Consider the following 20816-nt stretch of genomic DNA (forward strand, 5'->3'; position numbering starts at 1 on the left):
AGCAAATTCGGTGGCCGGAATGAGCGACGATGAACGCGTCTTTGACGATGACGAAAAGCAGCGCGCATGGCTCGCGGGACTGGCGCGCGTTTTGGCTAATCCCGCCATGCTTCGGGATCTGCGCAGGGCGACCCTTCTGAGGGGCCAGCGAAACTTCGATAAATTCTGCCGCGAAGCGAAATTCGAACTGCCCGAGGCCGCCGACGCAAGCCATCAATAGTGAGAATGTTGCAGGACGAAATTCTCACTATTGATGGCCAAATCCCAAATAATCTTCATATTCTCATTCCAAGGTGGCTCCTGACAGCCTCGGTGGTGCGCGCCACCGCGCAACCGTCATTATTCGACAGGACAATGACCGGCCGACGCTCCAGCTTCGGCTGGAAAAGCCGCTCGCAGGAGCAATAAAAACTGTTGCCGTCAATGAGCGCGAAGGTCATCAGGGCCCAGCCCGGCGGAGGCCGCGCAGACACCAGGTCACGACGCCCCAGATTTCGACTTCCGCGCATTCCGGCAGGACAAAGGGCGGCATCCGGCGATTGGCGCATTGCAGCAGTTCGCCGCCGCCGCGCAGATTGATCCGCTTGATCGACCGTTCGCCATTGACGATGGCGATAACAGCGTCACCGTGCCGGGGCTCGAGGCTGCGGTCGACAACGACGAGATCGCCGGGAAAAATCCCGGCGTCGATCATCGATTTCCCCTCCACCCGCCAGAGAAACGTGGCCGGGGGATTGACGATCAGCAACCGCGTGAGATCGATGTTTTCATCGAGATAATCGTCTGCCGGGCTGGGAAAGCCGGCGCAGACCGAGTGGAGGGCCAACGGCAAGACGAGTTTGGTCCCGACCAAGCGCAGGGGAGCCATGGGGTTGCTTTCGATCAGGTTATCATAGGAACAAAACTAGAACGATTTGGCGCACGTTTTGTCAAGGTCTCTGGCGTAGGAGGCAGGGGCTGCCCCGTCGATTTCGGCGGTAGCTCTTTTGTCGCGCCGCCGGTTCCGGGGGCGAAGACCGCAGCTGGCGAATGATCGTTCGCGGGAGGAATGGGGGGTCCGGCGCGCGATTATTGCGCCACCGGACCTCGGACTCGTTGAATTAACGGGTAAATGGATCGAATTCGTGCACCACGGCCGCCGGATCGCCGTCATATTCGTCGGTCGGCATGACGCCGTAGTCGCCGTTGCCGGCCTGAAAGACGATGATGCAGACCATGAGGGTGTTGGCGAGGTTCCAGGCGCGGAGGTGTGCGGTGCTGAGGGCTTGAGACATTGTTCCGGCTCCTGTCTTGGAGGCGGGGACCATCCCCGCTTGACAGGCGCCCGATGAAGCCGGCGCAGGGCCGCAATCACCGCGCAGGCGCAGCCGCAGCGGCCGCACGCTTGCGTAGCGGACCCTTCACGGGTTGATGGCGTCAGGCCGTGGGCGGGATCAAGGATAAGCGCTACTGGAAGCGGGGATGGTGCTCGGTGCTGAGATTTGGAGCGGAATGTTGAATGAACGTGTGCGCCGCTCACGGGCGGATTGCTAGGACTGGTCCCGATAAAAAATCGGTCGATGGCTGAATGGGAAAGATGCGCCAATAGCGGAACTTGATTGTCGCACAAAACGCCAACGGGGAATTCTACCACGCAAAAGCGGGGCGGAGATATTGCGTCGCGATATCGCGGTTATGGTCGGTGATCCCCCGGTGCCGCCGCCGGAGGCTAGCAGCGTATGGCTTTCCGCCGTCCGCCTCGCCGGCTCAGGAGTCCGAACGGGTGGCTCGGTTGAACGTTGCGCTCGCTTCCTGTCCGAGCGCTTCCATAGCGCGGATGAAGGGAATGGGGCCATAACTGATGCGCGCGACGCCGAGTTCGGACAGACGGGCATGCGATGGCAAACCTTCCATGACCATGACGTTCACGGGCGTGTTGCCTCACCGAAGAATGTTCCCGAAGCCCCTTGGCTGTTGCCTCAACCATTTTGCTCCCGGCATTTTCGCTAAAATTTCCGCTGGAGCAAGGGTGACGGCGAGGTGTTTGGCTGCAACCGCCAACATCGTCGGCCATTCATTATCGCGGAGAGCCGTCTTGGCGAGCGGGTCGGGTTTGTCAATGATCGCACCGCGACCGCCTTTGGCGGCGGCCCGAAGGGCCGTCATTGACAAAGCCGGCTCCGTCTCGCCGATAATGGTGGTGGTGCGATGAACGGCCAACCCGGGTCAACTTCCTCTGTCTTCTGGGACGTCGAGCGGCGGAGTTCTGGCGGATCCAAACACCAGATCATGAGCGCGCTCGCTGCGCCAAACTTTCAGCCGACGTTGCAAGGTGCGCAGCAGGCATGCGGGATAGTCGCCAGGATATTCAGCTTGAAGCTTGGCGAGCAATTCGCTGCCCGATCGCCACGGTTCGGCCAAGAACCAGGCTCGCAGTTGAGTCGTGACGGCGACGAGTGGGTCGGGTCGACGTCGTTCGCGTTTTGGTTTCGGCTTGGCTCGATCGGTCGGCCGCGCTTGACCGTCCTTCCAGGCAATGCGTAAGCCTGACAGGAATTGCTCGATGGGCAAAGGGGCCGTCTTCTCCTGCGCGGGCGCTGAAACATCGGCCAATTCGACGAGGCGACTTTGGCAAGCGCGGATTTCGCGCAAGAGCGCGATCGGGTCGAGACCGCGATATGTCACCTGCAACCGTTCGCGCGCGGTTTCAGGCAGGCGGGCGTCGGCGAGCAGGCGTTGGTGTGGGGTCGTTGGCGCGTCATAGCGTTTGCGCACGTGCGCGCCATCGCGCTCTTTGCTCAGCAATTTGAACGAGGGCTGGAAGAAGTTCACGAACAACCGGGACGCGCGATAGAGCTGCGCCAACGCCGCGGCCGCCGTCAGCCCTTCAAACCGTCGATAGCCGACCATCCGGCGAACGATGGCCCCGTTCTTCTGCTCGACGAAGGCTTGGTCGTTCTTTTTATATGGTCGGCATCGCGTGAACACGACGCCGGCCTCTTCGCAATAGGTCTTGATGGTCTCGTTCAGGAAAACCGTGTCGTTGTCCGTGTCGAAGCCAAGCAACGCGAAAGGCAGCTGCTTGCGCAATTCGGTCAAGACTTCGCGCAACAAATGTTGCTCGCGCACAAGCAGCGGGGCGCATTCCGTCCAGCCGGTCGCTACATCGGTGAGAACGAAGGTGTAAAGAAACCCGCCGCGCGGAGAGGGTCCGCTATGGGCGACGAGATCGGCTTCGACGAAGCCCGGCTGCGGGTCTTGCCAGTCGGCGAAAGTGCGCACCGCCACGCTGCGTCTGAGCGCGCTTGAGGCCTGTCGACGGGCGACGCCGAGACGGGATTTTTCGCGGACAGGCCGCAGCGACCTGTCGATGGTCGCGGCGCTCATCGCCAGGATCTTGGATGTGATTTCCGGCGCCGGCGACAAATGGCCGTGGCGTTCCATCGCCTCGATAAGCAAGGGCAGCAAAGGCTTCAGCCTTTTGCCGCAGACCCGGTCGGACGCCTCCCAGAGCACGATCAAAGCGGAGCGCGCGGGCTCGTCATAAACCCGTCGCAGCGCCCTGCGAACCGCCGGCCGTTCTTCCTTGCTGGCCCGCAGAAGACGCATCGCGTGCTTTCGGTGATAGCCAGAGACGAGGACGAACTCGTCGAGGAGTCGCGTCTTTTCGGCGCGATCGGCCTTACTATAACGCTGCGCGACAGCCGCCGTCATTTCCCTGCGCGTGGCCATGCTCATCCGCCTCATCGTCTACCCCATGCTCTAATCGCTCTCGGGAGCAAATTAGATGAGGCAACGAGGCGCTATTCAGGAGCATTTCGCATGAGGCAATGCGACGGGCATGGACACGTTGTCGCATATTCGCCCGATCAGCGCATCGTCCTCAACGCCGGGGACGAAGTAACCTGACGCCCCCGCGTCCGCATAGGCCTTGGCTCTGTCGAGAGCTTCGCCGACTGCTGGGCCTGCGTGGTCCTTCTGTTCGAAGAAGATGTCGGTGCGGGCGTTGATGAAAAGATCGATGCGCCTTTTCTCGGCAGCGTTGCGAATGGCGGCGATCCGTCGCGCTTGCCGGTGGATATCATAGAGGCCCGAGCCCTTCACGACCCGGTCCTCGAAATTGACGCCGACAACGCCCAGATCGAGCAGCCGCGAAACATTGTCGGCAAGCTCGCCGTCGTCCTCGCTGTACCCGCCCTCAAAATCGACGGTGACCGGGGCGTCGACGCTCGCCGCGATCCGCCCCACGATTTGCTCGGCGAAAGCGATCGGGATGGCCTCGCCGTCCCGATAGCCGTGCGCCGCCGCGACGGACCAACTGCTCGTCGCGATCGCTCGCCCGCCCGCCCGCCGCGAGAATCGCTTTGGCGCTGCCGGCATCCCATGCATTGTAGAGCAGCAGCGGCGCGCCTTTGACGTGCAACTCGGTGAAGCGGCAGGCATTGTGGATCTGGCTCATTGCATCCTCTCCTTGGTTCGTCGATTGCATTGGCCGCGACGATGAGGGTGGGCGCGTTCCTCGATCGCGAGCGCCGCCGCGACATAGCTTTTGGTTTCCTGATTAATAAATCTATCGGTAGATAGGCATTGACGGCCGAAACATCCAGGGTTATTTTTTCGATAACGATCTATCGATAGGTCGTGAAAGGCAGTGGAGAGAAACTGGTGGCGCGACCGCCGCGCGCTCTGGTCGACATGGCGTGATCGAGGATATCGTAAGCGTTGTGGCGTTCCTTTCCGGCCCGTGCACAATCGATGCTGACCATCGGTGCGAACGCTTTATCGGTGCATCGATTACCGCCTGCTGGTTCGGTCAATTGGGATATAAGCCCCACCATCGGTGGGCGCGGACACTGCAGCACTCGCAGGGAGGGATCATGTACGCCCACGCGATTTCGCAATGCGCGCAAGCTTTGAGGAACCTGGAGACTTGGCTCGAAAAAGCCGAGCAGCAGGCAGCCGCCAGGAAGTTCGACGTCGGCGTGCTGATGTCCGCCCGCCTCGCGCCCGACATGAAACCGTTCATTTATCAGGTTCAGAGCGCGTGCGACTATGTCAAGGCGGCGGCAGCCTGGCTATCCGGGCAGACGCCGCCCGGGCATGAGGACACAGAGCAGACGATCGACGACGTGCGGGCCCGCATTCGTAAGACCGTCGCCTTTGCTCTGAGCGTGAAGGAACCGCAATATGCCGGGGCCGCCGCGCGGAAAGTCGCCCTGTCTTTCGCGCCCGCCGGCAAGGTCCTTGGCGGCGAAGACTATCTCCTGCAAATGACAATTCCGAACGTCTACTTTCACGTCGCGATGGCTTACGCGATCCTCCGCCATAACGGAGTCGATATCGGCAAGATGGAGTTTCTCGGCCCGGTCAATTGGATTGACGCCTGATTGGTGCAAGCGGTCAAGCAACTGCCTCCTCGCGCCGTCGCAACAGGTCGCAGGTTGCGCGGTCATACGCCGTTGGGTCTCGGAGCGCATTGGCGACGACCAAGGCGCCCGTGAGCGTCGACAGGAATTCGGCGGCTTTGCTCTGCGACAATCCTCGGGCGACCAGCTTGTCAAGGCACATTTTGAAAAAGCCTTTCACTTCGCTCGACACTTCCTCCGGCAGGTCTTGCGAGGCGGCACCGAGCACCGTGCATGGGCACATGCTAGGTTCAGACATGGCGGTTCCTCGAAAGATTTTGGTCCAGACCCGGATAGGATCGGGGTCCTTCGCCAGCGCTTCGTCGACGTGCTGCGAGACCGCTTGGGCCCAACGCCGGATAACGGCCGCGGCGAGATTTTCCTTGGTCGGAAAGTGGTAGTGGACGCTTGAACTCTTTATCCCCACATCCGCCGCGATTTCGCGAAAGCTAAAGCCGCCGAAGCCGCCGAGTCGCATGCGCTGTTCCGCTGCGTCCATGATAGCGATCTTGACCTCGCTCACGCAGTTCTCCCTTAGCTATCTTCCGATAGATAGCTAATGCTCCAGAGCGAGTGCTGTCAATCCGCCACTTCTCGCGAACGGTCCATCGCGCTACGCTCACAATCCGCTCATCGCCGCCGTCGAAATTTTCGATCGCGACGGGCCACTTTGGGTCCACGAGTGTGAGTTCATTTTGCTAGCAGAATGTCCACTACGTGGGCGATTGCCGCCGGCGGGACCGCAGAAATCATTCCGCCGAAAGAGCAGAAACGGCGCTCACGCGCCGCCATCCTAAAACTTCCAGACCGGGATCCCGAGTTTGCGCGCCTTGTCGCAGAGGTTTTCCTGGATGCCTGTCCCGGCGAACACCATGACTCCGATGGGCAGAACATCGAGCATTTGATCGTTGCGCTTGAAGGGCGCCGCCTTGGCGTGTTTCGTCCAGTCGGGTTTGAAGGCGATCTGCGGGACTTTGCGATGATCGGCCCAGCGGGCGGCGATCAGCTCCGCGCCCTTGGGCGAGCCGCCATGCAGCAGAACCATGTCGGGGTGCTTGTCAAAGACCTTGTCGAGTTTGTCCCAGACCAGGCGATGATCGTTGAAGTCGAGGCCACCGGTGAGAGCGACCTTCGGGCCGACGGGCAAGAGCACCTCGTTTTCGGAGCGGCGCTTGGCGGCAAGAAAATCCCGACTGTCGATCACGGCTGAGGTCAGCGCCCGATGATTGACCATCGACCCGGCGCGCGGGCGCCAGACGGAGTGGAGGTGGCGCTCGAATTGGTCGGCGGCCTGATCGCGGAAGAATTCCATGCTGTTCCTGCGCTCGATCAGCGTCTGCCCTTCGGCGGTGAGGCGCTCGAGCTCGACCGAGCGGATTTCTGAGCCGTCCTGTTCTTTCTGGCCGCGCTTTTGCGCCTGCTCGTTGTCGTCGAGTTCGCGCTCGATCCGGCTGGCGGCGCGGTGGAAGAGATTGACGGTCGACCAGAGCAGGTCTTCGAGGTCGGGTTCAAGGCGGGTGTCGCCCAGGGTGGAGACGAGGGCGTCAAACATGTCGGCGACGGCGCCCGCGACGATCCGGGCTTCGGGAAGCGGTCGGGCGTCGGGCTCATCCTGGAAGGGACGATGGCCATAGAGCTGGAGTTCGGCGAGGAGGTGCTCGGTCGGGGATGAATTCTGCGCTTCAAAGCCGGTTTCGTCGCATTCGGTGGTCATGGCGCTTGCCTGTCTCGGATCGACCGCGCCCATCGCGGCCTTCGTGGCGACGAAAGGCGGCATGCGGAGCGGACCTGCACTCCGCAGGGAACCGAAGGAGCCGAAGCAAAGCGGAGGATGGCGGCGGCCGGCTATTTTGTCTCGCGATGTAAAGGCGGCTTGTCCGCCGACGGAAAATAGTCGGTCACAGCCATTGCCGGTCCGATCCGCTTGCCGCTCGATCGCCCTCTCAGAAGGCCGTGGGCCCGGTCCTCTCCGAAGCTGCGCAAAGCGCCACACTCGAATGCGACATCAACCCCGCGCCAGGATGCAATTCATGAGGCGGCGCCGACGCCTGAGACCGTCTCCATGAAACGCGCCACGTCCTCGGGAGCCAGCTGCCCACGCAACGACTCTTGAAGCCCGTCGGCGTCGAATGCGCGGAGATCATCATTGAAATCCCCCAGGCTTGGCGATAGCGCAATCGCCTCGATCCCGGCCGCTTTCGCTCGGTCGATCAAACCCTCTGCCGCTTGGTCCCCAGCCGAATCCCTGTCACGGGCGATATAGAGCCGGCGCAATTTTGCCGGGAACTGGATGGCGGAGAGATGCGCGGCCGACAGCGCGGCGATCATCGGCAGAGCGGGCAAGACGCAGCGCAGCGACAACATGGTCTCGATGCCTTCGCCAGCCACCAGACAATCCTGCGCCATTCCAAACCGCACGCCATGGCCCAAAAGATGTCCCATCGCCCGCCTCGGCGTGTCAATCGGCGCCTTGTCTTGCCGCAAAGGGTCGAGCCAGGTGCGATGCGCGCCGGTGATCTCGCCGTCGAGATCGGTGACGGCGGCGATCATCGCCGGCCAGCTCTGGACTCGAGAGCGTCGATCAGGCCGGCAATAGCAATGGGGATGGAAGCGGAGGTTTTCCGCTCCATGCGAGGACATGACGCCGCGCTTGCGCAGATAGGCTTCCGCAAGCGTGCCCGAAATCGCCCGCGACATGGCGACCAGCCGCCGCGCCGATTCCGACGATCCAGATGGCGCCGAAGTCTGCCGGCGCCCACTTTCGGGCTCCGGCCTCGGAAGCGCCAGAAACCGCCTGGCTTCATCGACAACGTCGTGAAACTGGACAAGGCCGCAGCTCTCGCGGATGACGTCGAGCAGATCGCCGTGCTCGGACGTCGCCGCATCAGTCCACCTGCCCGCCGCGCCCTTGCCAAAGTCCGGTCCTATCAGCCGGACGAACATCGAGCGTCCTGGCGTATTGCGCACATCGCCCACGAGCCAATAGCGGCCTTCGCGTCGGCCATTGGAGAGATAATGACGGCATACCGCTTGCGCCTCGCGCGCAAGACGGCAGGCCAATTCACTCGCCGGCGCCATTGTTCAGGCCGCCGCCCGCTCGGCGATGCGCTCGAGCGGGTAGCGCTCCAGCACCTTGCCCAAAACCTCCGGGCCAGCGGCGTCGGTCGGCACGAACATCCGCAGCTTCCAGGAAATGATCTCACCGAACAGACCATAAGCGCGCAGCCGGTCACGCATCATGTCGGTGAAGCCGGTCATTTCGATGCGATTGACTCCCATGACGCGAACCCGGCGAAGCTGCAGCCCCTCGCTGAGATCGAGGATGGTCTTGCCTTCGATCAGCGCGGCGAAGGCGCCTTCGGGCGACAGGCTGGTCGGGCCGGTTTCAAGCGCAATTGCCGCCCAGGCCGCCGAGACCTTGCGGCCGACAATGCGCTCCCCGACGTCGGTCTGCAGCCTGTAGACTCGGGACGATTCGTTGGGCAGACGCTTCCAGATCGGCAGGAGGAGGCCGGAAACAATGTGGATCTGGCTCTCGGTGAATTCCGGCACGTCGGCGAGTTCCGCCAGCCAGGCGCGGACAAAAGTCGCGCGGTCGGCCTCCTGCCAATGGGTCTGCGGCATCATCCCGAGCGCAAGGGAGGGATGCTCCATCGGCCGGATCAGCCGGACCCGGCGTTCGACCTCACCATCGTCGAGCATGACGCTGGGGCTGGGAACCTGCACCGCGGCGCGGCCCGACTGGCTGTTGACCAGCAATTTTGTCCGCGGATCAGACAATCGGTCGAGCGCGTCTTCCAAGGTCACCGGGCGATTTCGCTCGCGCTGGGTGATCGTCAGCAGCGTCGTTTCGGCTGATGTCCCCGGATGGGTGTAGATCGTCCGCCGGTCGGTGACGACAAAACTCTCCGCCGTCAGCGTCTCCAGCCCGACGTCATAGGTTCCTGACGCAATCGCGCCCTCGATGCGGGCCGTCAACAATTGCTCGAACGCCGTGAACAGGATGTTTTGCAACTCGATGGTCAAAGCCAGCAGGCGGTTGAGGAAAGTCGTGATCGGCGGCAGATCGTCCTTGATGCCATTGCTGTCGGTCAGTGCGAGGCCGGTCGCCTCCTCGAAGGCGGCGAGAGAGCAATTCTCGACCTTGCCATTGACCAGCAGCAGGTAGAGCTGGCGCAGCGCGTCGCGGGCGTAAAAGCTTTCAAGATTATCTTCTGGACGGAACAGCCCCTGCCCTCCCGTCTGCCGCTGGCCCTTGGTGATGGCGCCGAGCGTGTCGAGGCGGCGCGCGATGGTCGATAGAAAGCGTTTTTCGGCCTTCACATTGGTGGCGATCGGCCGGAACAAAGGCGGCTGGGCCTGATTAGTGCGGTTGGTCCGCCCAAGACCCTGAATGGCGGCGTCGGCCTTCCACCCGGCCTCAAGCAGATAATGGACGCGCAGGCGCCGGTTCTTCGCCGAGAGTTCGGCGTGATAAGAGCGCCCCGTGCCGCCGGCGTCGGAAAAGACCAGGATGCGCTTGACGTCATCCATGAAGGCCTGGGTTTCTGCTAGATTCGCCGAACCCGCCCGGTTCTCGACGACAAGGCGGTCCACCCGGTCCGATCCGGTCTTGCGGATGATCCGGCGCGAGCGGCCCGTCACTTCCGCCACCAGGTCCGCCCCAAAACGCTGGACGATCTGGTCGAGCGCGCCATGCACCGGCGGCAGCGAGGCGAGCTTTTCGATCAGCCGATCACGCCGCGCGGCAGCGTCGCGGCTTTGCACCGGCTGGCCATCGCGAAACACTGGCCGCGAGGACAGATTGCCCTCGCCGTCGGTGAAGGGCTCATAAAGCTGGGTCGGAAAACTGTGGGCGAGATAATCGAGGACATATTCGCGCGGGGTGATGTCGACCTGGACGTCGCCCCAGTCCTCGGTAGGGATTTCGGCGAGACGGCGCTCCATCAAAGCCTCGCCGGTTGAGACGATCTGAATGACCGAGGCGTGGCCGGCGGCTAAATCGTGGTCAATAGCGGCGATCAGCGAGGGCGTCTTCATCGCCGTGATGAGGTGATTGAAGAAACGCTGCTTGGCGCTCTCGAAGGCTGAACGCGCGGCGGATTTCGCCTGCCGGTTCAGCGTACCGGTCTCGCCAGTGATGTTGGTCGCCTCGAGCGCCGCGGCGAGGTTGTTGTGGATGATGCTGAACGCGCCGGCATAGGCGTCGTAAATGCGGATCTGCTCGTCAGTGAGCTGATGCTCGAGCATGTCATATTCGACGCCTTCGTAGCTCAGCGACCGCGCGGCATAGAGGCCGAGCGCTTTCATGTCGCGAGCCAACACCTCCATGGCGGCGACCCCGCCCGCCTCGATCGCCTCGACGAATTCGCTACGGGTGGCGAAGGGAAAATCCTCGCCGCCCCACAGGCCGAGCCTTTGGGCATAGGCGAGATTATGCACGGTGGTCGCCCCAGTCGCCGAGACATAGACGACGCGCGCATCTGGCAACGCGTGCTGCAAACGCAGTCCCGCGCGGCCCTGCTGCGAGGCGGCCTGGTCGCCGCGCTCGCCCTTGCAGCCGGCGGCGTTCTGCATCGCATGGCTTTCATCGAAAATAATCACGCCGTCGAAATCGCCGCCGAGCCAATCGACGATTTGGCGCACGCGCGAGACCTTTTCATCGCGCGCGTCGGAGCGCAAAGTGGCGTAGGTCGTAAAAAGGATGCCCTCCGCCAGCCGGATCGGCGCGCCCTGGCGAAAACGCGACAGCGGCGTTACCAGAAGTCGCTCCTGGCCCAACGCCGACCAGTCGCGCTGCGCGTCCTCGATCAGCTTGTCGGATTTCGACACCCAGACCGCGCGGCGGCGGCCTTTAAGCCAATTATCGAGCAGAATGCCCGCGACTTGCCTGCCCTTGCCGGCGCCAGTGCCGTCGCCCAAAAACCAGCCCCGGCGAAACTGGAAAGCGTTTTCGGCGTCGTCGGAAGCCGCGGAAACGTTATCGAAGGTTTCGTCTACGGTCCAGAATCCAGCAAGGCGGCCGCCATGCGCCTCGCCCGCCTGGATGACGCTTTCGAGCTGGGCATCGGACAGCAGACCACTGGAAATTATGCTGGCGGGCAGATGCGGGCGGTACGTGGGTTTGGGCGGCGCGACCGAAGCCATGGCCGCCGACTGCACCAGTTTGGTCGGATGAACCCTGGACTCCGGGATACGGATCGACTGCAATCCGTATTCCTCATAAAGCGCCTCCGTCAGACTCCGGCCTTCGAGCGGCTTCCATTCCACCGTCTCATAGGCCAGCTCCAAAACCTCTGGGTCGGACGTCTTAGCCGGGAGCGGGGCTGGACGAGCGGCGATTGCGTGCGGCGCCCGCGCGATCATCGGGCGAACGGCGGACGAAACGCTGACTGGCGCCGCGAGGATCAGGCGCGCCGGAACCAATTGCGTCACCCAGCCGAGCAGCGTGGCGACATCGGGCGCAATCCCGGGCGAAGCCGGGAGGCTCGTCGGATCGGCGGCGGGAAGCCGGTCGATGACGGTCAGGCGCGTGTCGATGGTCGTGCCATGTTTGGCGAAGACCGCGCCGTCAATGGCGGCGGAGAAGACAACGCGCCCGCGCTCCTGCAGCCGGACGAAATGCTCGGTCCAGCTGGGGTTATCCGGCGCGCAACTCGCCCCGGTGATCGCCACCAGCCTTCCGCCTTCCGTGAGTCGAGCAAGCGCCGAAGAAATATGGCGAAGGGCGGCGCCTGCCATTTGACGATCGACATTGGCGAGCGCGGAAAAGGGCGGATTCATCAGCACGACACTCGGCGTCACGCCAACGTCGAGATAATCGTCAATCTGCGCGGCGTCGAAACGGGTCACCGCGACGCCGGGAAACAAATGGCCGAGCAACCCGGCGCGGGTCTCGGCCAACTCGTTCAGAACGAGCGACCCGCCGGCGAGCTCGGCGAGAATGGCCAGCAGCCCGGTCCCCGCCGAAGGCTCGAGCACGAGATCGGCGGGTGTGATCGCCGCGGCGACGCGGGCGACGAGCCCGAGCGCGATCGGCGTCGAGAATTGCTGCAGCGCCTGGCTTTCTTCCGAGCGGCGCGTATGCGTGGGCAAGAGACCGGCGATCTTGGTCAGCATCGCCAGCAGCGCGGCGGGCGAGCCGGCGCGCGCCTGCATCGCGGGACCAAATTTGCGCAGGAAGAGGACCGTCGCCGCCTCGCAGGCGTCATAGGCCATTTTCCAGTCCCAGGCGCCTTGGGCGTCCGAACCGCCAAAGGCGAATTCCATCGCCGCCCGCAACATCGGCGCGTCGACGCGCTTGCCGCGTTCGAGAGCGGCAAGAAGATTCTGCGCGGCGGCGAACGACGCATCGGGGGACAGCGGGCCAGCCGGAATCGGCGCGGCGGCGAGTGTGGCAAGGCGAGCGGGAGCATGGGTCATAGGGAACAACCTCAGGAGAGTTTTGCGGGATCGAACCGGAGCCTCTCTCTCAAATCCCACGGTTCATTCCCCTCCCGGCCCTCCTCTTCCTCTCCAGGCGAGCATAGAAAAAGGTCCGGCGCGAAGCGCCAGACCTAAGCCGCGTAGCCTTTTCGGTACGGCGCGACTCACGCAGCGGCCGCCAGGGCGGGGGCGAGGCGCCAGATCGGAAGAACGGCGCCGTCGGCCTCGATCGCCCGTCCCGTGGCGGCGAGCATTCCGGTCGCCGCGGCGACGTTGAAGAATTTTGACGTCGGATCGAGGATGACTTCGCCCGCGGCGAGGGTTTCGGAGACGCCGAGGATGTTTCGCGTCAGGGATCCAAGAAGACCTCTGGTTTTCGATGCGATCTGGAGAGCTACGGCGCCGTTGGCGACGTAGCTGGTCTGATAGAGGCGCGCGTCATTGACAGCGCAGACGGCGATGGGACCGAGGTCGATGGCTTTCAGGTCGAGGCGCACTGGATATTTGCTCCGTTAAAATTCCAGGGACGCGTGCGTTGCGACGCGGCGGCGAACGCGAGTGATGTCGCGCGCACTGGATTCGGGCGCGGCATTGCTGGGGCGGGCTGTGGGGGCCGACTGGATGACGCCTGCTGGCGACTCATTTGCCCGCCGGGCGTTTGGAACGGGCGCGGCCATGTCGCCATGTTCGACGGCGAGCGACCGGCGGTAGCCAAAGTTCATCCAGGGTTCGAAGCGGATCGCGGAAAGCCAGTCGGCGATGGTCGGGATGATGCCGCCGCAATCTTCCATAACATGCTGCTCGCCGATGAGACGGACGGGCACGTCTTTGCCGGCGCTGTTGGGAATGGTGACCCCGAACTGGCGTTCGCATTCGAAGATTCCCTGGCAGTGGTGACGCAGGGCGCGGTGGCGGGCGTCCGCCCACATTTCCTTGGTAGCGTCGAACCATTGGTGGATAGCCAGGTAATCGTCGGGCGCGCCACCGAACCGACGAGCCGACGACTGGGCGTGGAAATGCGCATGGCTCATGGTTGCACCGAGGTATTTGCCAGGGCATGCGCGTCGGAGTCTTTTACGACTGCATCAATGTCGCCGATTGGAAGCGTATCGTTTTCTGCAAAGCCCGTGTTCATCACGGTCTCGTTCCAGTAAACGTCGCTGGAGAAGGTCTTGTTGGCGAGATCGAAGGTGAGCGATGCGCCGCCACCATCCCCATCGTACCAATTGACGTCGGTGGCCTCGAGGTAGTCCTCGCCAAAACTCGCTAGGTCAGTGTAAAGCGCCGGATCGAGCGGGATCTCGGACGGGTACGCGCCGATGTCGTTGAGCTGTCCGGAGTCTCCGCAGCCGGAGAAATAGAGAATGACCTGGGTGAAGCCGGCGGCCGCGAGGCGAGCGGCCAGGGCGTTGCGAGTTTCGACAATTTCTGCGGGAATATCGGTCATGGCGAAGAGCCTCGGGAGAGTTTTGCGGGATGAACCGGAGACCTCTCTCTCAGATCTCCCGGTTCATTCCCCTCCCGCCCCTCCTCTTCCTCTCACGGCCTTCCAAAGAAAAAGGTCCAGCGCGAGGCGCCAGACCCATTGATGCCGACCACCAACAACGCCGTCGTCAGCCGCGCGGCGGTTCGAGCAGCTGGTAGGATCGGCTCTTGATATTGGAAATCCGGTAGAGGCCGCCGCTGTCCGGCGCGCGAAACAGCACGCCGCCGCGGCCGCGCGGGTTGGCGATGACCTCCAGCCGTTCAAAACTCAGCCCATTGGAGAAGCGCAAGGCCTCGTCAAAGACGATCACCTGGCCCGCGCGCGGTCCGGGTTTGGCCGCCCGCGCGCGACGAGCAGCGAGATTCTCGCGGCAGCGCACGCGCCAGTCCAGGGCATATTTCGCGTCAATCGGCGTCAGCAGATCGAGAATCGAGGCAGGACACTCGCTTTCGCAAGGACCCAAGGTTTCATCCATGTCCTTGTAGCCGAAGACGTAGCCTTCCTTGTCGCGCGGATTATAGCGCACCAGGCACACCACGGCGAAGACGTCGCGTTTGCCCGTATCCAGGCGGATGTGCTCCACGGCGGCGTAATAGACGCGCATGCCGGCAAGCGCGGAGCGCAACACTTTAGACGTCATTTCGGGACGCGTGTAAGTGAATTGCGCATCGAGATATTGCTTCGGTCCGGAATGGCCGCCGAGCGATCGCATGTAAAGCCAGCCCATAGCTGTCTCCTGTCGATGAAGAAATGAAAGTCACGCGCCCGGCGCTATGGCCGGGTGTGTTTCGGATTGGGGTTTGAGAGAAAAACGGGACGACCGAAGCCGCCCCGCATCGAGATCATTCCGCCGCGATAGAATGCGGCTGCGGTTGATCGGGCTCGTCGGCCGCGGCCTCTTCTTCCTCGCCAGCAAGGAAGTCCGGCAGGGCCTCGGGCTCGTCGGCTTGGGCTTGCTCGACCGTCTCGATTTCGGCGAGCCGCAGCGGCTCCGGCAGCCAGCCCGCGCCGTCGAGCAGGCGCGCGGCTTCGCTAGCCATGTCGCCCTTTTTCAAATGGTCGATCAGCTGCGCCGATTGCTCGCCCTTGGCTTCGCGCACCGCTTCGAGAATGCGGGCCTTCGGCACACGGCCGAGATAATTGTCGACCGTCGGCTTCCAGCCCGCCGCCGCCATGTCGAGATGGACCGCCCGAGCGAGGGTATCTCCATGGGTCATTGCGTCGGGACGCCGGTTCCAGGGCTCCTTGACCACATTGACGGTGAGCGAAGCGCAATGGGCGAGCAGGTTCGCTTGGTTGACCCCATCCAATCCCGCCAGAACGTCCCAGAGGTCGGCCGGCGTTTTCGGCAGGAAATTCGCCCATTGCTGATGACGCGCTTCGATCGCGCGCGCCGACGCGCTTTCCGCCAAACCCGGCGCTTGAGCGGAAAAGGCGGTGTGTTTCGCCGTGATCTCGAGGCAGCTGTTGGACGCAAATCGGTAGAAGGCGCTGAGGCAGAGTGCATGGAGCACCGCCTGCAGCGCGACGTCGGGATCATTGGCCAGGCTGTTGCGCAAAGCCAGCGTGCGATGCGCCGTCAGCTCGGTGACCAGCCGATCCGACAACGGCCGCAAAACATCCTCCTCCTCGGACGTCTCCGGTTCGCCGCCCGTCGGGGCGCCGCCGATGGCGATGATGGTTTGCGGGGCGGCGGTTGCGGAGCCGGCGGGCGCCGTGGTTTCGGCCTCGCCGGCCTCAATCGGAGTCAATGGCGCAACCGGCGCGACCGGCGCTTCATCGTCGGGACGCACGAAGCCGCGCACGATCTGCAGCGCGCCCTCGTCGTTTAGGCTGACAAACGCGCCGGCCCGGGCGATCTCGGCCGGATCATAGCTGAGGGGACGCTGCTCCAAAGCCGCAATCGCCGCCTCGATTTCGCCCAGGCGCCGATCGGCCTCGTCGGGCAATTCGTCGGCGTCAGCATATTGCGCCTCGAGCGCCTCATATTCGGCCCGCAGCGCTTCGAGACTGGCTGTCTCTTCCGCGGTAAAGTCAATCGCTTCTCCGGTCAGGCGACGCAAACCGGCGGTGTGGCCATAGGGAAAGTCCGCGGCGATGGCGATCCATTTCCAGCCTTCGGGACGGAGCGCTTCCGCTGCGGCTTGCAGCTTCTCGATCACGAGCTTGTCGAGCAATGCCGGGTCTTGCAGCCAGCCCCCGTCATCGTCGGTCTGGAACAGGTCGCGCAGCACCACGCCGCCCGCCGCCTCATAGGCTTCGACGCCGACAAATCGCGCGCGACGATCCAGAGCCTTGACCGCGCCTTCGGTGAGCTGGCGGCGGATGTAATAGGCTTCCTTGTTGTAGGTGCGCGAAATCGCCTCCCAAACCTGCTCCTGGCGCGCATGATCGTTGGTGACGGTGAAGGCCATCAATTGCTCCAGCGTCATGCCGTCCTCGGCATAGACATCGAGCAATGTGCTGGAGACCGCGGCGAGACGCAGGCGCTGTTTCACCACGGTCGGGGTGACAAAGAAGCGCGCGGCGATGTCGTCATCGCCGAGGCCCTTTTCGCGCAACGCCTGAAACGCCCGGAACTGATCGAGCGGATGCAGGGCGACGCGTTGGACGTTTTCGGCCAGCGAATCCTCCTCGGCGAGACCGCCTTCGCGCACCACGCAAGGCACCGGCGCGTTCTTGGCCAGGCGCTTCTGCTTGACCAGCAGTTCGAGCGCGCGAAAGCGGCGACCGCCGGCGGGGATCTCGAACATGCCGGTTTCCTGGCCTTCGGCGTCGAGGACAGCGCGGACGCTGAGGCTTTGAAGCAGCGTGCGCCTGGCGATATCCTCGGCGAGCTCCTCGATCGAAATGCCAGCCTTCAAGCGCCGGACGTTCGACTGGCTCAAAACCAGTTTGTTGAAGGGAATGTCGCGCGAGGCGCTGAGAACGATTTTTTGAACTGCATTCGCCATTGTCTTTTCTCCGCGACGGGCGCCGAAAATCTCTCTCTCGGCTCCTACCCGTCACGAAAATCGGCGCAGCCCTCTGACTCTGGGCCGCGCCGTTTCAAACACCTCAACCGGATAGGCCCGCGCGCCTCAGCCCTGCGTTTCGGCAAGACCAGGCGAGGCGGACCCTTTTCATTCAAGCCGCGACCTGCTCATCCTCGTCAGTAACAGCGGTTTCGGTTCGCGTGGCGTCCGGCGCAAAGCCGAGAATGAAATCCGCCGCCTTCGAAGCCGCGCTCGCTGCGCGCACGATCGCCTTATTATCGTCGTGCAAAACCTCGAGCCAGGATCCGATATAATCGGCATGCCGCACCGTCGGCGTGATGCCAAGCGAGGCGCAAAGAAAGGCTGCGGAGATTTCGGCGATGAGTTCTTCGAAGGCGTATTTCTTCGACCCGAACGATCCGCTCAGATCGCGATTGAGCCGAGACAGATGGCCGCTTGCGTGAGAGACCTCATGCAAAGCAGTGCGGTGCCAGTTGATCGGCTCGAAATAGGCCTGGGGAGGCGGAACCTGCACATAGTCGAGTCTAGGTTGATAGAACGCCCTGTCCCCGCCGATGCGGAAATCCAGGCCCGTCGCCCGGATCAAAGCTTCGACCTGCGGCAGAACAAGTTCGGTTTCGACCGGTGGCACCGCCGCCATCAGCTCTTCAGGCAGGCCCTCGCATTGGGCGACATTGAACACCGTGAACCGCTTGAGGAAGGCGATCGACCTGGCTTCATCGCCAGTCTCGGAGGCCTTGCGCCGTTCATCCTCGGGCGTGAAGCGGTCGGCGTAAACGACGGTCGTGCCGCGCTCGCCCTTGCGTACGTGACCGCCAAGGCTCAACGCCTGACGAAAGGTCAGCCAGCTCTGGCCGGTAAATCCATGCTCGATCACCGCGCCCCAGAGAATGAGCACGTTGATTCCGGTGTAGCGCCGGTCGGTCGCGGCGTTCTTCGGCATGCCCAAAGGCGCCATTCCCGCCGCCGATCCCCACGGCTGGACCCAGGGCGCGCGGCCCGCCGCCAGCTCGGCGATGATCTTGTCGGTGATTTCGGAATAAAGGTCCGTCCGGTCCTTGCCAGAACGGGCGTGATTGAGAGTCTTGGACATCGCAGCAGGTCTCCGCGACGGGCGCCGCGAGCCTCTCTCGCAACCTTTCTCCCCGTCACGGAAAATCCGATCCGCACTCTAACTCTCACGAGGGCGTTGCGGGGTCTCCCCGCAGATGGGGGTGCGCTGGCGACCTTGGCGCCGGCCAGGGGGAAGGCTTTCCCCAACATGCGACCTATTTTCGTTATTCCAAGCCGGCTCTAACGTGCTCAAGATATTGATTTGTTTAGCGAGAAAATTGCTCACGAAAGTCGGCAACCAACGCGACAAGGCGGATAGGTAAAATTTGCCTTATGCGGCAATTACGGTGCGGACCATGAATGAGTGCACCACAACATATAGCTAGAACGGCCTGACTTGCGCGGCCGGGTTGCGCGCGACCTCGTGGCGGATTTCAATCATCAATCGATCGCGCAGTGCGGGCACTCCACGGAGGTCAATGGGACCTTGCAGGAACTGCCCCGCGAAACCGGCAAAATCGTGAATGTGAAGCGCGAACGCGACCGCGTCGCGCAGCACAGGGCCACCGTGCGGTGAGAAAAACACAGTCTCTGACGGCCATCCGACCGGCCAGCGGTCTGCCATTAGACTGCCTCGAAGCTCCATGCATCCGGATGGGTAGTTCTGAACCGTGTGCGCTTGGGGCATCGCCAGCATCCGAACCAATGCAACCACGCGGCCATGTTGCGCCGGGTCTGGCTGATAATCTGGTTCCGCGCTCTCGGTCACATATAGGCCGACAAGACCCTGGCTTCCTGCCAAGCGCCCCCCAAGTTGTACTAGATTGCGCTGCCCTTGCGAGGTAGTGCAAAAATGACCGCCCTGAGAATCGACGCTGAAGACAGGGGAGAGGGCTTCGATTGATGTCATGCCGGTTCTGGATTTCCGTTAAGGAGGCAGCGCAAGCTTTGTAACTTTTGTAGGCCAATTAGTGCGATCCCGCAAAGAGGTCCGCACGCTCACCGTCTACCCCAAAGGCCCTGTGTAAAGCACGCCATCGGGGAATTGTCGCCACATCAGAATCAGCGACGGGTTGGCCTCGCTTGTTATGAAGCCCCGCTCTTCGACGGTGTTTCGAAGCTTGTCGTCTGCTGACGGGATTATGATCTGCGACCTTAGCTCTTGGGGCAGCTTGGACAAATCGGTTTCGAGGTGCGGTTCTGAATCCAACGAGGGATTCGGTACGAAATGTGACAGAGGGATCATCGCCATGCCGCTACTCTCGATGAAGCTTTCCAGGGACAACGGTCCAGCTTGCACGAGTTCATATTCGAATCGAAATTCAAAGGGGACTAGCGCCCGCTCAAACTGAACCTGCACTCTGTAGGTGGGGCCAGTTGCCGGAGGATGTGGCTCCACCGCAATGACAGTTCCGACTTCATCTGCTCCAATGCCGTAGTCGAACCGGACGCGAGTTTCAGGCCTGAAGCGGACGCGATCTCCCTGACGAAACCTTCTAAGTCTCACGCCGGCCGCCTCCCCATTCTCTTTGATGAAAATTACGCCCGCCGCTCTGAGGGCGCGCGCGACTGCGGCGACTTTCTCCGGGTCGCCGTCATATTTGCGCGTCTCGAAATTTGAGAGCGTGTTTCGATGCACTCCGGATGCCTCGGCCAATCGATCAAGGGACCAGTTTAGCGCGGCTCGGGCCGCACGCATTTGTTCGGGCTGCATTAGCAGAGACCTATGATAATCACACTTGTGAAATTATCATAACATAATCCCCCTGGCAATATGCGTTGCGCGGCTTGCAAAGTTTGTTTTTATCTACTACACTTTTTGTGTGGTCATGTTTTGTGAGGGCATGTTATGAGCAATTGGTATGAGTCGTATGCGAGCACCGAAATCGGCCGGAAACTTTCGAGAATCGTCAACCGACCTGATCGCATGTTTGAGTTTCGGTTTCTTTCGGTCTGGGGCAAGCCTGCAGTGCAGGCAGTGGCGAGCGCCGTCGGGCCGATTATCAATACATTGCCTGACAAACGCGCGCGCGATGAAGCATCTCAATTCTGCGGATGGGCTGTAGGTCAGCGGTTGCGCCGCGCCGGATTCGAAATCGCGCAGCATCGAGGCCGCGTGAGCGATGCGCCTTTCAAGACCGGAGCCGTCTGGCGACGGGCTAAACCTCTTCAGTTCACCAATAACCCGGGCCCTGTTGGGGAAGGTGGTTGCGTCGAGCTTGGGGTTGAACGCGACACTGAGGGGACGATTATCGGGCGCTGGCGATTGATCACGACGGTGACACCCGGCGCGTTCATTTTGCACGAGATGGAAGGGTTCCGCGAGCCCATCGAAACGGCGTTCCGCGATGCAGTCGAATACGCAGAGCGTTATGGATTCACAACCTTGCGGATCACCGATCGTGACGGTCTTTTCCCGCAAGAGGATCGTGATAAAATTCTATTGACCCTTTCTCAACCGTCGGCCGAGAA

Annotated in this window: 21 protein-coding genes and 1 pseudogene; 3 read left to right on the plus strand and 19 right to left on the minus strand. The window is 62.4% G+C overall.

Features of this window, described 5'->3' with window-relative positions; all coding sequences use genetic code 11:
• The first annotated feature begins 19 nt into the window (after nucleotides 1-19).
• Nucleotides 20-220, plus strand: a complete 201-nt coding sequence (locus K2U94_RS19940; protein ID WP_243068950.1) for a hypothetical protein — start codon at nucleotides 20-22, stop codon at nucleotides 218-220.
• An 85-nt stretch (nucleotides 221-305) separates the two neighbouring features.
• On the opposite strand, the pseudogene K2U94_RS19945 reads toward K2U94_RS19940, so the two are convergent.
• From K2U94_RS19945 to K2U94_RS19975, 7 genes and pseudogenes are all read right to left on the minus strand, one after another.
• Nucleotides 306-440 (minus strand): annotated as a pseudogene (locus K2U94_RS19945) (Y-family DNA polymerase); the annotation flags it as partial.
• Entirely contained in the window at nucleotides 440-868 is a 429-nt protein-coding gene (locus tag K2U94_RS19950) for a LexA family protein (RefSeq protein ID WP_243069031.1), read from the minus strand. The pseudogene K2U94_RS19945 and the gene K2U94_RS19950, both read right to left, overlap by 1 nt.
• A 232-nt stretch (nucleotides 869-1100) precedes the next feature.
• Nucleotides 1101-1274 (minus strand): hypothetical protein, encoded by a 174-nt coding sequence (locus K2U94_RS19955; protein ID WP_243069032.1) that lies wholly within the window; start codon nucleotides 1272-1274, stop codon nucleotides 1101-1103.
• Between the two features lie 472 nt (nucleotides 1275-1746).
• On the minus strand, nucleotides 1747-1908 hold the full coding sequence (locus tag K2U94_RS19960) for an isocitrate lyase/phosphoenolpyruvate mutase family protein (protein ID WP_243069033.1): 162 nt from the start codon (nucleotides 1906-1908) through the stop codon (nucleotides 1747-1749).
• A 12-nt stretch (nucleotides 1909-1920) separates the two neighbouring features.
• The gene (locus K2U94_RS19965; protein ID WP_243069034.1) at nucleotides 1921-2199 is read right to left on the minus strand and encodes a hypothetical protein; all 279 of its coding nucleotides are present in this window, start codon (nucleotides 2197-2199) and stop codon (nucleotides 1921-1923) included.
• A gap of 6 nt (nucleotides 2200-2205) precedes the next feature.
• Entirely contained in the window at nucleotides 2206-3726 is a 1521-nt protein-coding gene (locus tag K2U94_RS19970; protein ID WP_243069035.1) for a transposase family protein, read from the minus strand.
• A 60-nt stretch (nucleotides 3727-3786) separates the two neighbouring features.
• Nucleotides 3787-4422: an isocitrate lyase/PEP mutase family protein gene (locus K2U94_RS19975; protein ID WP_336606189.1), complete on the minus strand. Its 636-nt coding sequence runs from the start codon at nucleotides 4420-4422 to the stop codon at nucleotides 3787-3789.
• Nucleotides 4423-4679: 257 nt separating this feature from the next.
• On the opposite strand from K2U94_RS19975, the gene K2U94_RS19980 reads away from it, so the two are divergent.
• The gene (locus K2U94_RS19980) at nucleotides 4680-5366 is read left to right on the plus strand and encodes a DUF1993 domain-containing protein (RefSeq protein WP_243069037.1); all 687 of its coding nucleotides are present in this window, start codon (nucleotides 4680-4682) and stop codon (nucleotides 5364-5366) included.
• A 13-nt stretch (nucleotides 5367-5379) separates the two neighbouring features.
• Here the strand turns inward: K2U94_RS19980 and K2U94_RS19985 are convergent, their stop codons facing one another.
• The 12 genes from K2U94_RS19985 to K2U94_RS20040 form a co-directional block, all read right to left on the minus strand.
• Nucleotides 5380-5907 (minus strand): TetR/AcrR family transcriptional regulator, encoded by a 528-nt coding sequence (locus tag K2U94_RS19985; protein ID WP_243069038.1) that lies wholly within the window; start codon nucleotides 5905-5907, stop codon nucleotides 5380-5382.
• Nucleotides 5908-6177: 270 nt separating this feature from the next.
• Entirely contained in the window at nucleotides 6178-7098 is a 921-nt protein-coding gene (locus K2U94_RS19990; protein WP_243069039.1) for a DUF2493 domain-containing protein, read from the minus strand.
• A gap of 314 nt (nucleotides 7099-7412) precedes the next feature.
• Complete coding sequence (locus tag K2U94_RS19995) at nucleotides 7413-8462, minus strand: DUF7146 domain-containing protein (RefSeq protein WP_243069040.1); 1050 nt, start codon at nucleotides 8460-8462, stop codon at nucleotides 7413-7415.
• A 3-nt stretch (nucleotides 8463-8465) separates the two neighbouring features.
• The gene (locus K2U94_RS20000; RefSeq protein ID WP_243069041.1) at nucleotides 8466-12806 is read right to left on the minus strand and encodes a strawberry notch-like NTP hydrolase domain-containing protein; all 4341 of its coding nucleotides are present in this window, start codon (nucleotides 12804-12806) and stop codon (nucleotides 8466-8468) included.
• A 167-nt stretch (nucleotides 12807-12973) separates the two neighbouring features.
• Entirely contained in the window at nucleotides 12974-13306 is a 333-nt protein-coding gene (locus K2U94_RS20005) for a hypothetical protein (RefSeq protein ID WP_243069042.1), read from the minus strand.
• 15 nt (nucleotides 13307-13321) lie between these two features.
• Nucleotides 13322-13840 carry a DUF6915 family protein gene (locus tag K2U94_RS20010; RefSeq protein ID WP_243069043.1) on the minus strand — a complete coding sequence of 173 codons (519 nt, stop codon included), beginning with the start codon at nucleotides 13838-13840 and terminating at the stop codon, nucleotides 13322-13324.
• Nucleotides 13837-14256: a DUF6878 family protein gene (locus K2U94_RS20015; RefSeq protein WP_243069044.1), complete on the minus strand. Its 420-nt coding sequence runs from the start codon at nucleotides 14254-14256 to the stop codon at nucleotides 13837-13839. The genes K2U94_RS20010 and K2U94_RS20015 overlap by 4 nt, the downstream gene beginning before the upstream one ends.
• Before the next feature lie 166 nt (nucleotides 14257-14422).
• A complete protein-coding gene (locus K2U94_RS20020) occupies nucleotides 14423-15022 on the minus strand; it encodes a DUF6927 domain-containing protein (RefSeq protein ID WP_243069045.1) in 600 nt (199 codons plus the stop codon).
• A gap of 115 nt (nucleotides 15023-15137) precedes the next feature.
• Entirely contained in the window at nucleotides 15138-17249 is a 2112-nt protein-coding gene (locus tag K2U94_RS20025; RefSeq protein ID WP_243069046.1) for a ParB/RepB/Spo0J family partition protein, read from the minus strand.
• 172 nt (nucleotides 17250-17421) lie between these two features.
• On the minus strand, nucleotides 17422-18384 hold the full coding sequence (locus tag K2U94_RS20030; protein ID WP_243069047.1) for an ArdC family protein: 963 nt from the start codon (nucleotides 18382-18384) through the stop codon (nucleotides 17422-17424).
• A 342-nt stretch (nucleotides 18385-18726) separates the two neighbouring features.
• The gene (locus K2U94_RS20035; protein ID WP_243069048.1) at nucleotides 18727-19254 is read right to left on the minus strand and encodes a hypothetical protein; all 528 of its coding nucleotides are present in this window, start codon (nucleotides 19252-19254) and stop codon (nucleotides 18727-18729) included.
• A 96-nt stretch (nucleotides 19255-19350) separates the two neighbouring features.
• The gene (locus K2U94_RS20040) at nucleotides 19351-20058 is read right to left on the minus strand and encodes a helix-turn-helix domain-containing protein (RefSeq protein ID WP_336606190.1); all 708 of its coding nucleotides are present in this window, start codon (nucleotides 20056-20058) and stop codon (nucleotides 19351-19353) included.
• Nucleotides 20059-20193: 135 nt separating this feature from the next.
• Here K2U94_RS20040 and K2U94_RS20045 point away from each other — a divergent pair.
• The coding region (locus K2U94_RS20045; RefSeq protein WP_243069049.1) for a hypothetical protein at nucleotides 20194-20816 on the plus strand (623 nt) is incomplete at its 3' end.

Source organism: Candidatus Rhodoblastus alkanivorans, from assembly GCF_022760755.1.
Lineage (GTDB): Bacteria > Pseudomonadota > Alphaproteobacteria > Rhizobiales > Beijerinckiaceae > Rhodoblastus > Rhodoblastus alkanivorans.

Excerpts from the sequence above, each read along its gene's own strand:
- K2U94_RS19940 (WP_243068950.1), top strand. The coding sequence starts at position 20 with ATGAGCGACGATGAACGCGTCTTTGACGATGACGAAAAGCAGCGCGCA.
- K2U94_RS19950 (WP_243069031.1), bottom strand. The coding sequence starts at position 868 with ATGGCTCCCCTGCGCTTGGTCGGGACCAAACTCGTCTTGCCGTTGGCC.
- K2U94_RS19955 (WP_243069032.1), bottom strand. The coding sequence starts at position 1,274 with ATGTCTCAAGCCCTCAGCACCGCACACCTCCGCGCCTGGAACCTCGCC.
- K2U94_RS19970 (WP_243069035.1), bottom strand. The coding sequence starts at position 3,726 with ATGAGGCGGATGAGCATGGCCACGCGCAGGGAAATGACGGCGGCTGTC.
- K2U94_RS19975 (WP_336606189.1), bottom strand. The coding sequence starts at position 4,422 with ATGCCTGCCGCTTCACCGAGTTGCACGTCAAAGGCGCGCCGCTGCTGC.
- K2U94_RS19990 (WP_243069039.1), bottom strand. The coding sequence starts at position 7,098 with ATGACCACCGAATGCGACGAAACCGGCTTTGAAGCGCAGAATTCATCC.
- K2U94_RS19995 (WP_243069040.1), bottom strand. The coding sequence starts at position 8,462 with ATGGCGCCGGCGAGTGAATTGGCCTGCCGTCTTGCGCGCGAGGCGCAA.
- K2U94_RS20000 (WP_243069041.1), bottom strand. The coding sequence starts at position 12,806 with ATGACCCATGCTCCCGCTCGCCTTGCCACACTCGCCGCCGCGCCGATT.
- K2U94_RS20010 (WP_243069043.1), bottom strand. The coding sequence starts at position 13,840 with ATGAGCCATGCGCATTTCCACGCCCAGTCGTCGGCTCGTCGGTTCGGT.
- K2U94_RS20015 (WP_243069044.1), bottom strand. The coding sequence starts at position 14,256 with ATGACCGATATTCCCGCAGAAATTGTCGAAACTCGCAACGCCCTGGCC.
- K2U94_RS20020 (WP_243069045.1), bottom strand. The coding sequence starts at position 15,022 with ATGGGCTGGCTTTACATGCGATCGCTCGGCGGCCATTCCGGACCGAAG.
- K2U94_RS20025 (WP_243069046.1), bottom strand. The coding sequence starts at position 17,249 with ATGGCGAATGCAGTTCAAAAAATCGTTCTCAGCGCCTCGCGCGACATT.
- K2U94_RS20030 (WP_243069047.1), bottom strand. The coding sequence starts at position 18,384 with ATGTCCAAGACTCTCAATCACGCCCGTTCTGGCAAGGACCGGACGGAC.
- K2U94_RS20035 (WP_243069048.1), bottom strand. The coding sequence starts at position 19,254 with ATGACATCAATCGAAGCCCTCTCCCCTGTCTTCAGCGTCGATTCTCAG.
- K2U94_RS20040 (WP_336606190.1), bottom strand. The coding sequence starts at position 20,058 with ATGCAGCCCGAACAAATGCGTGCGGCCCGAGCCGCGCTAAACTGGTCC.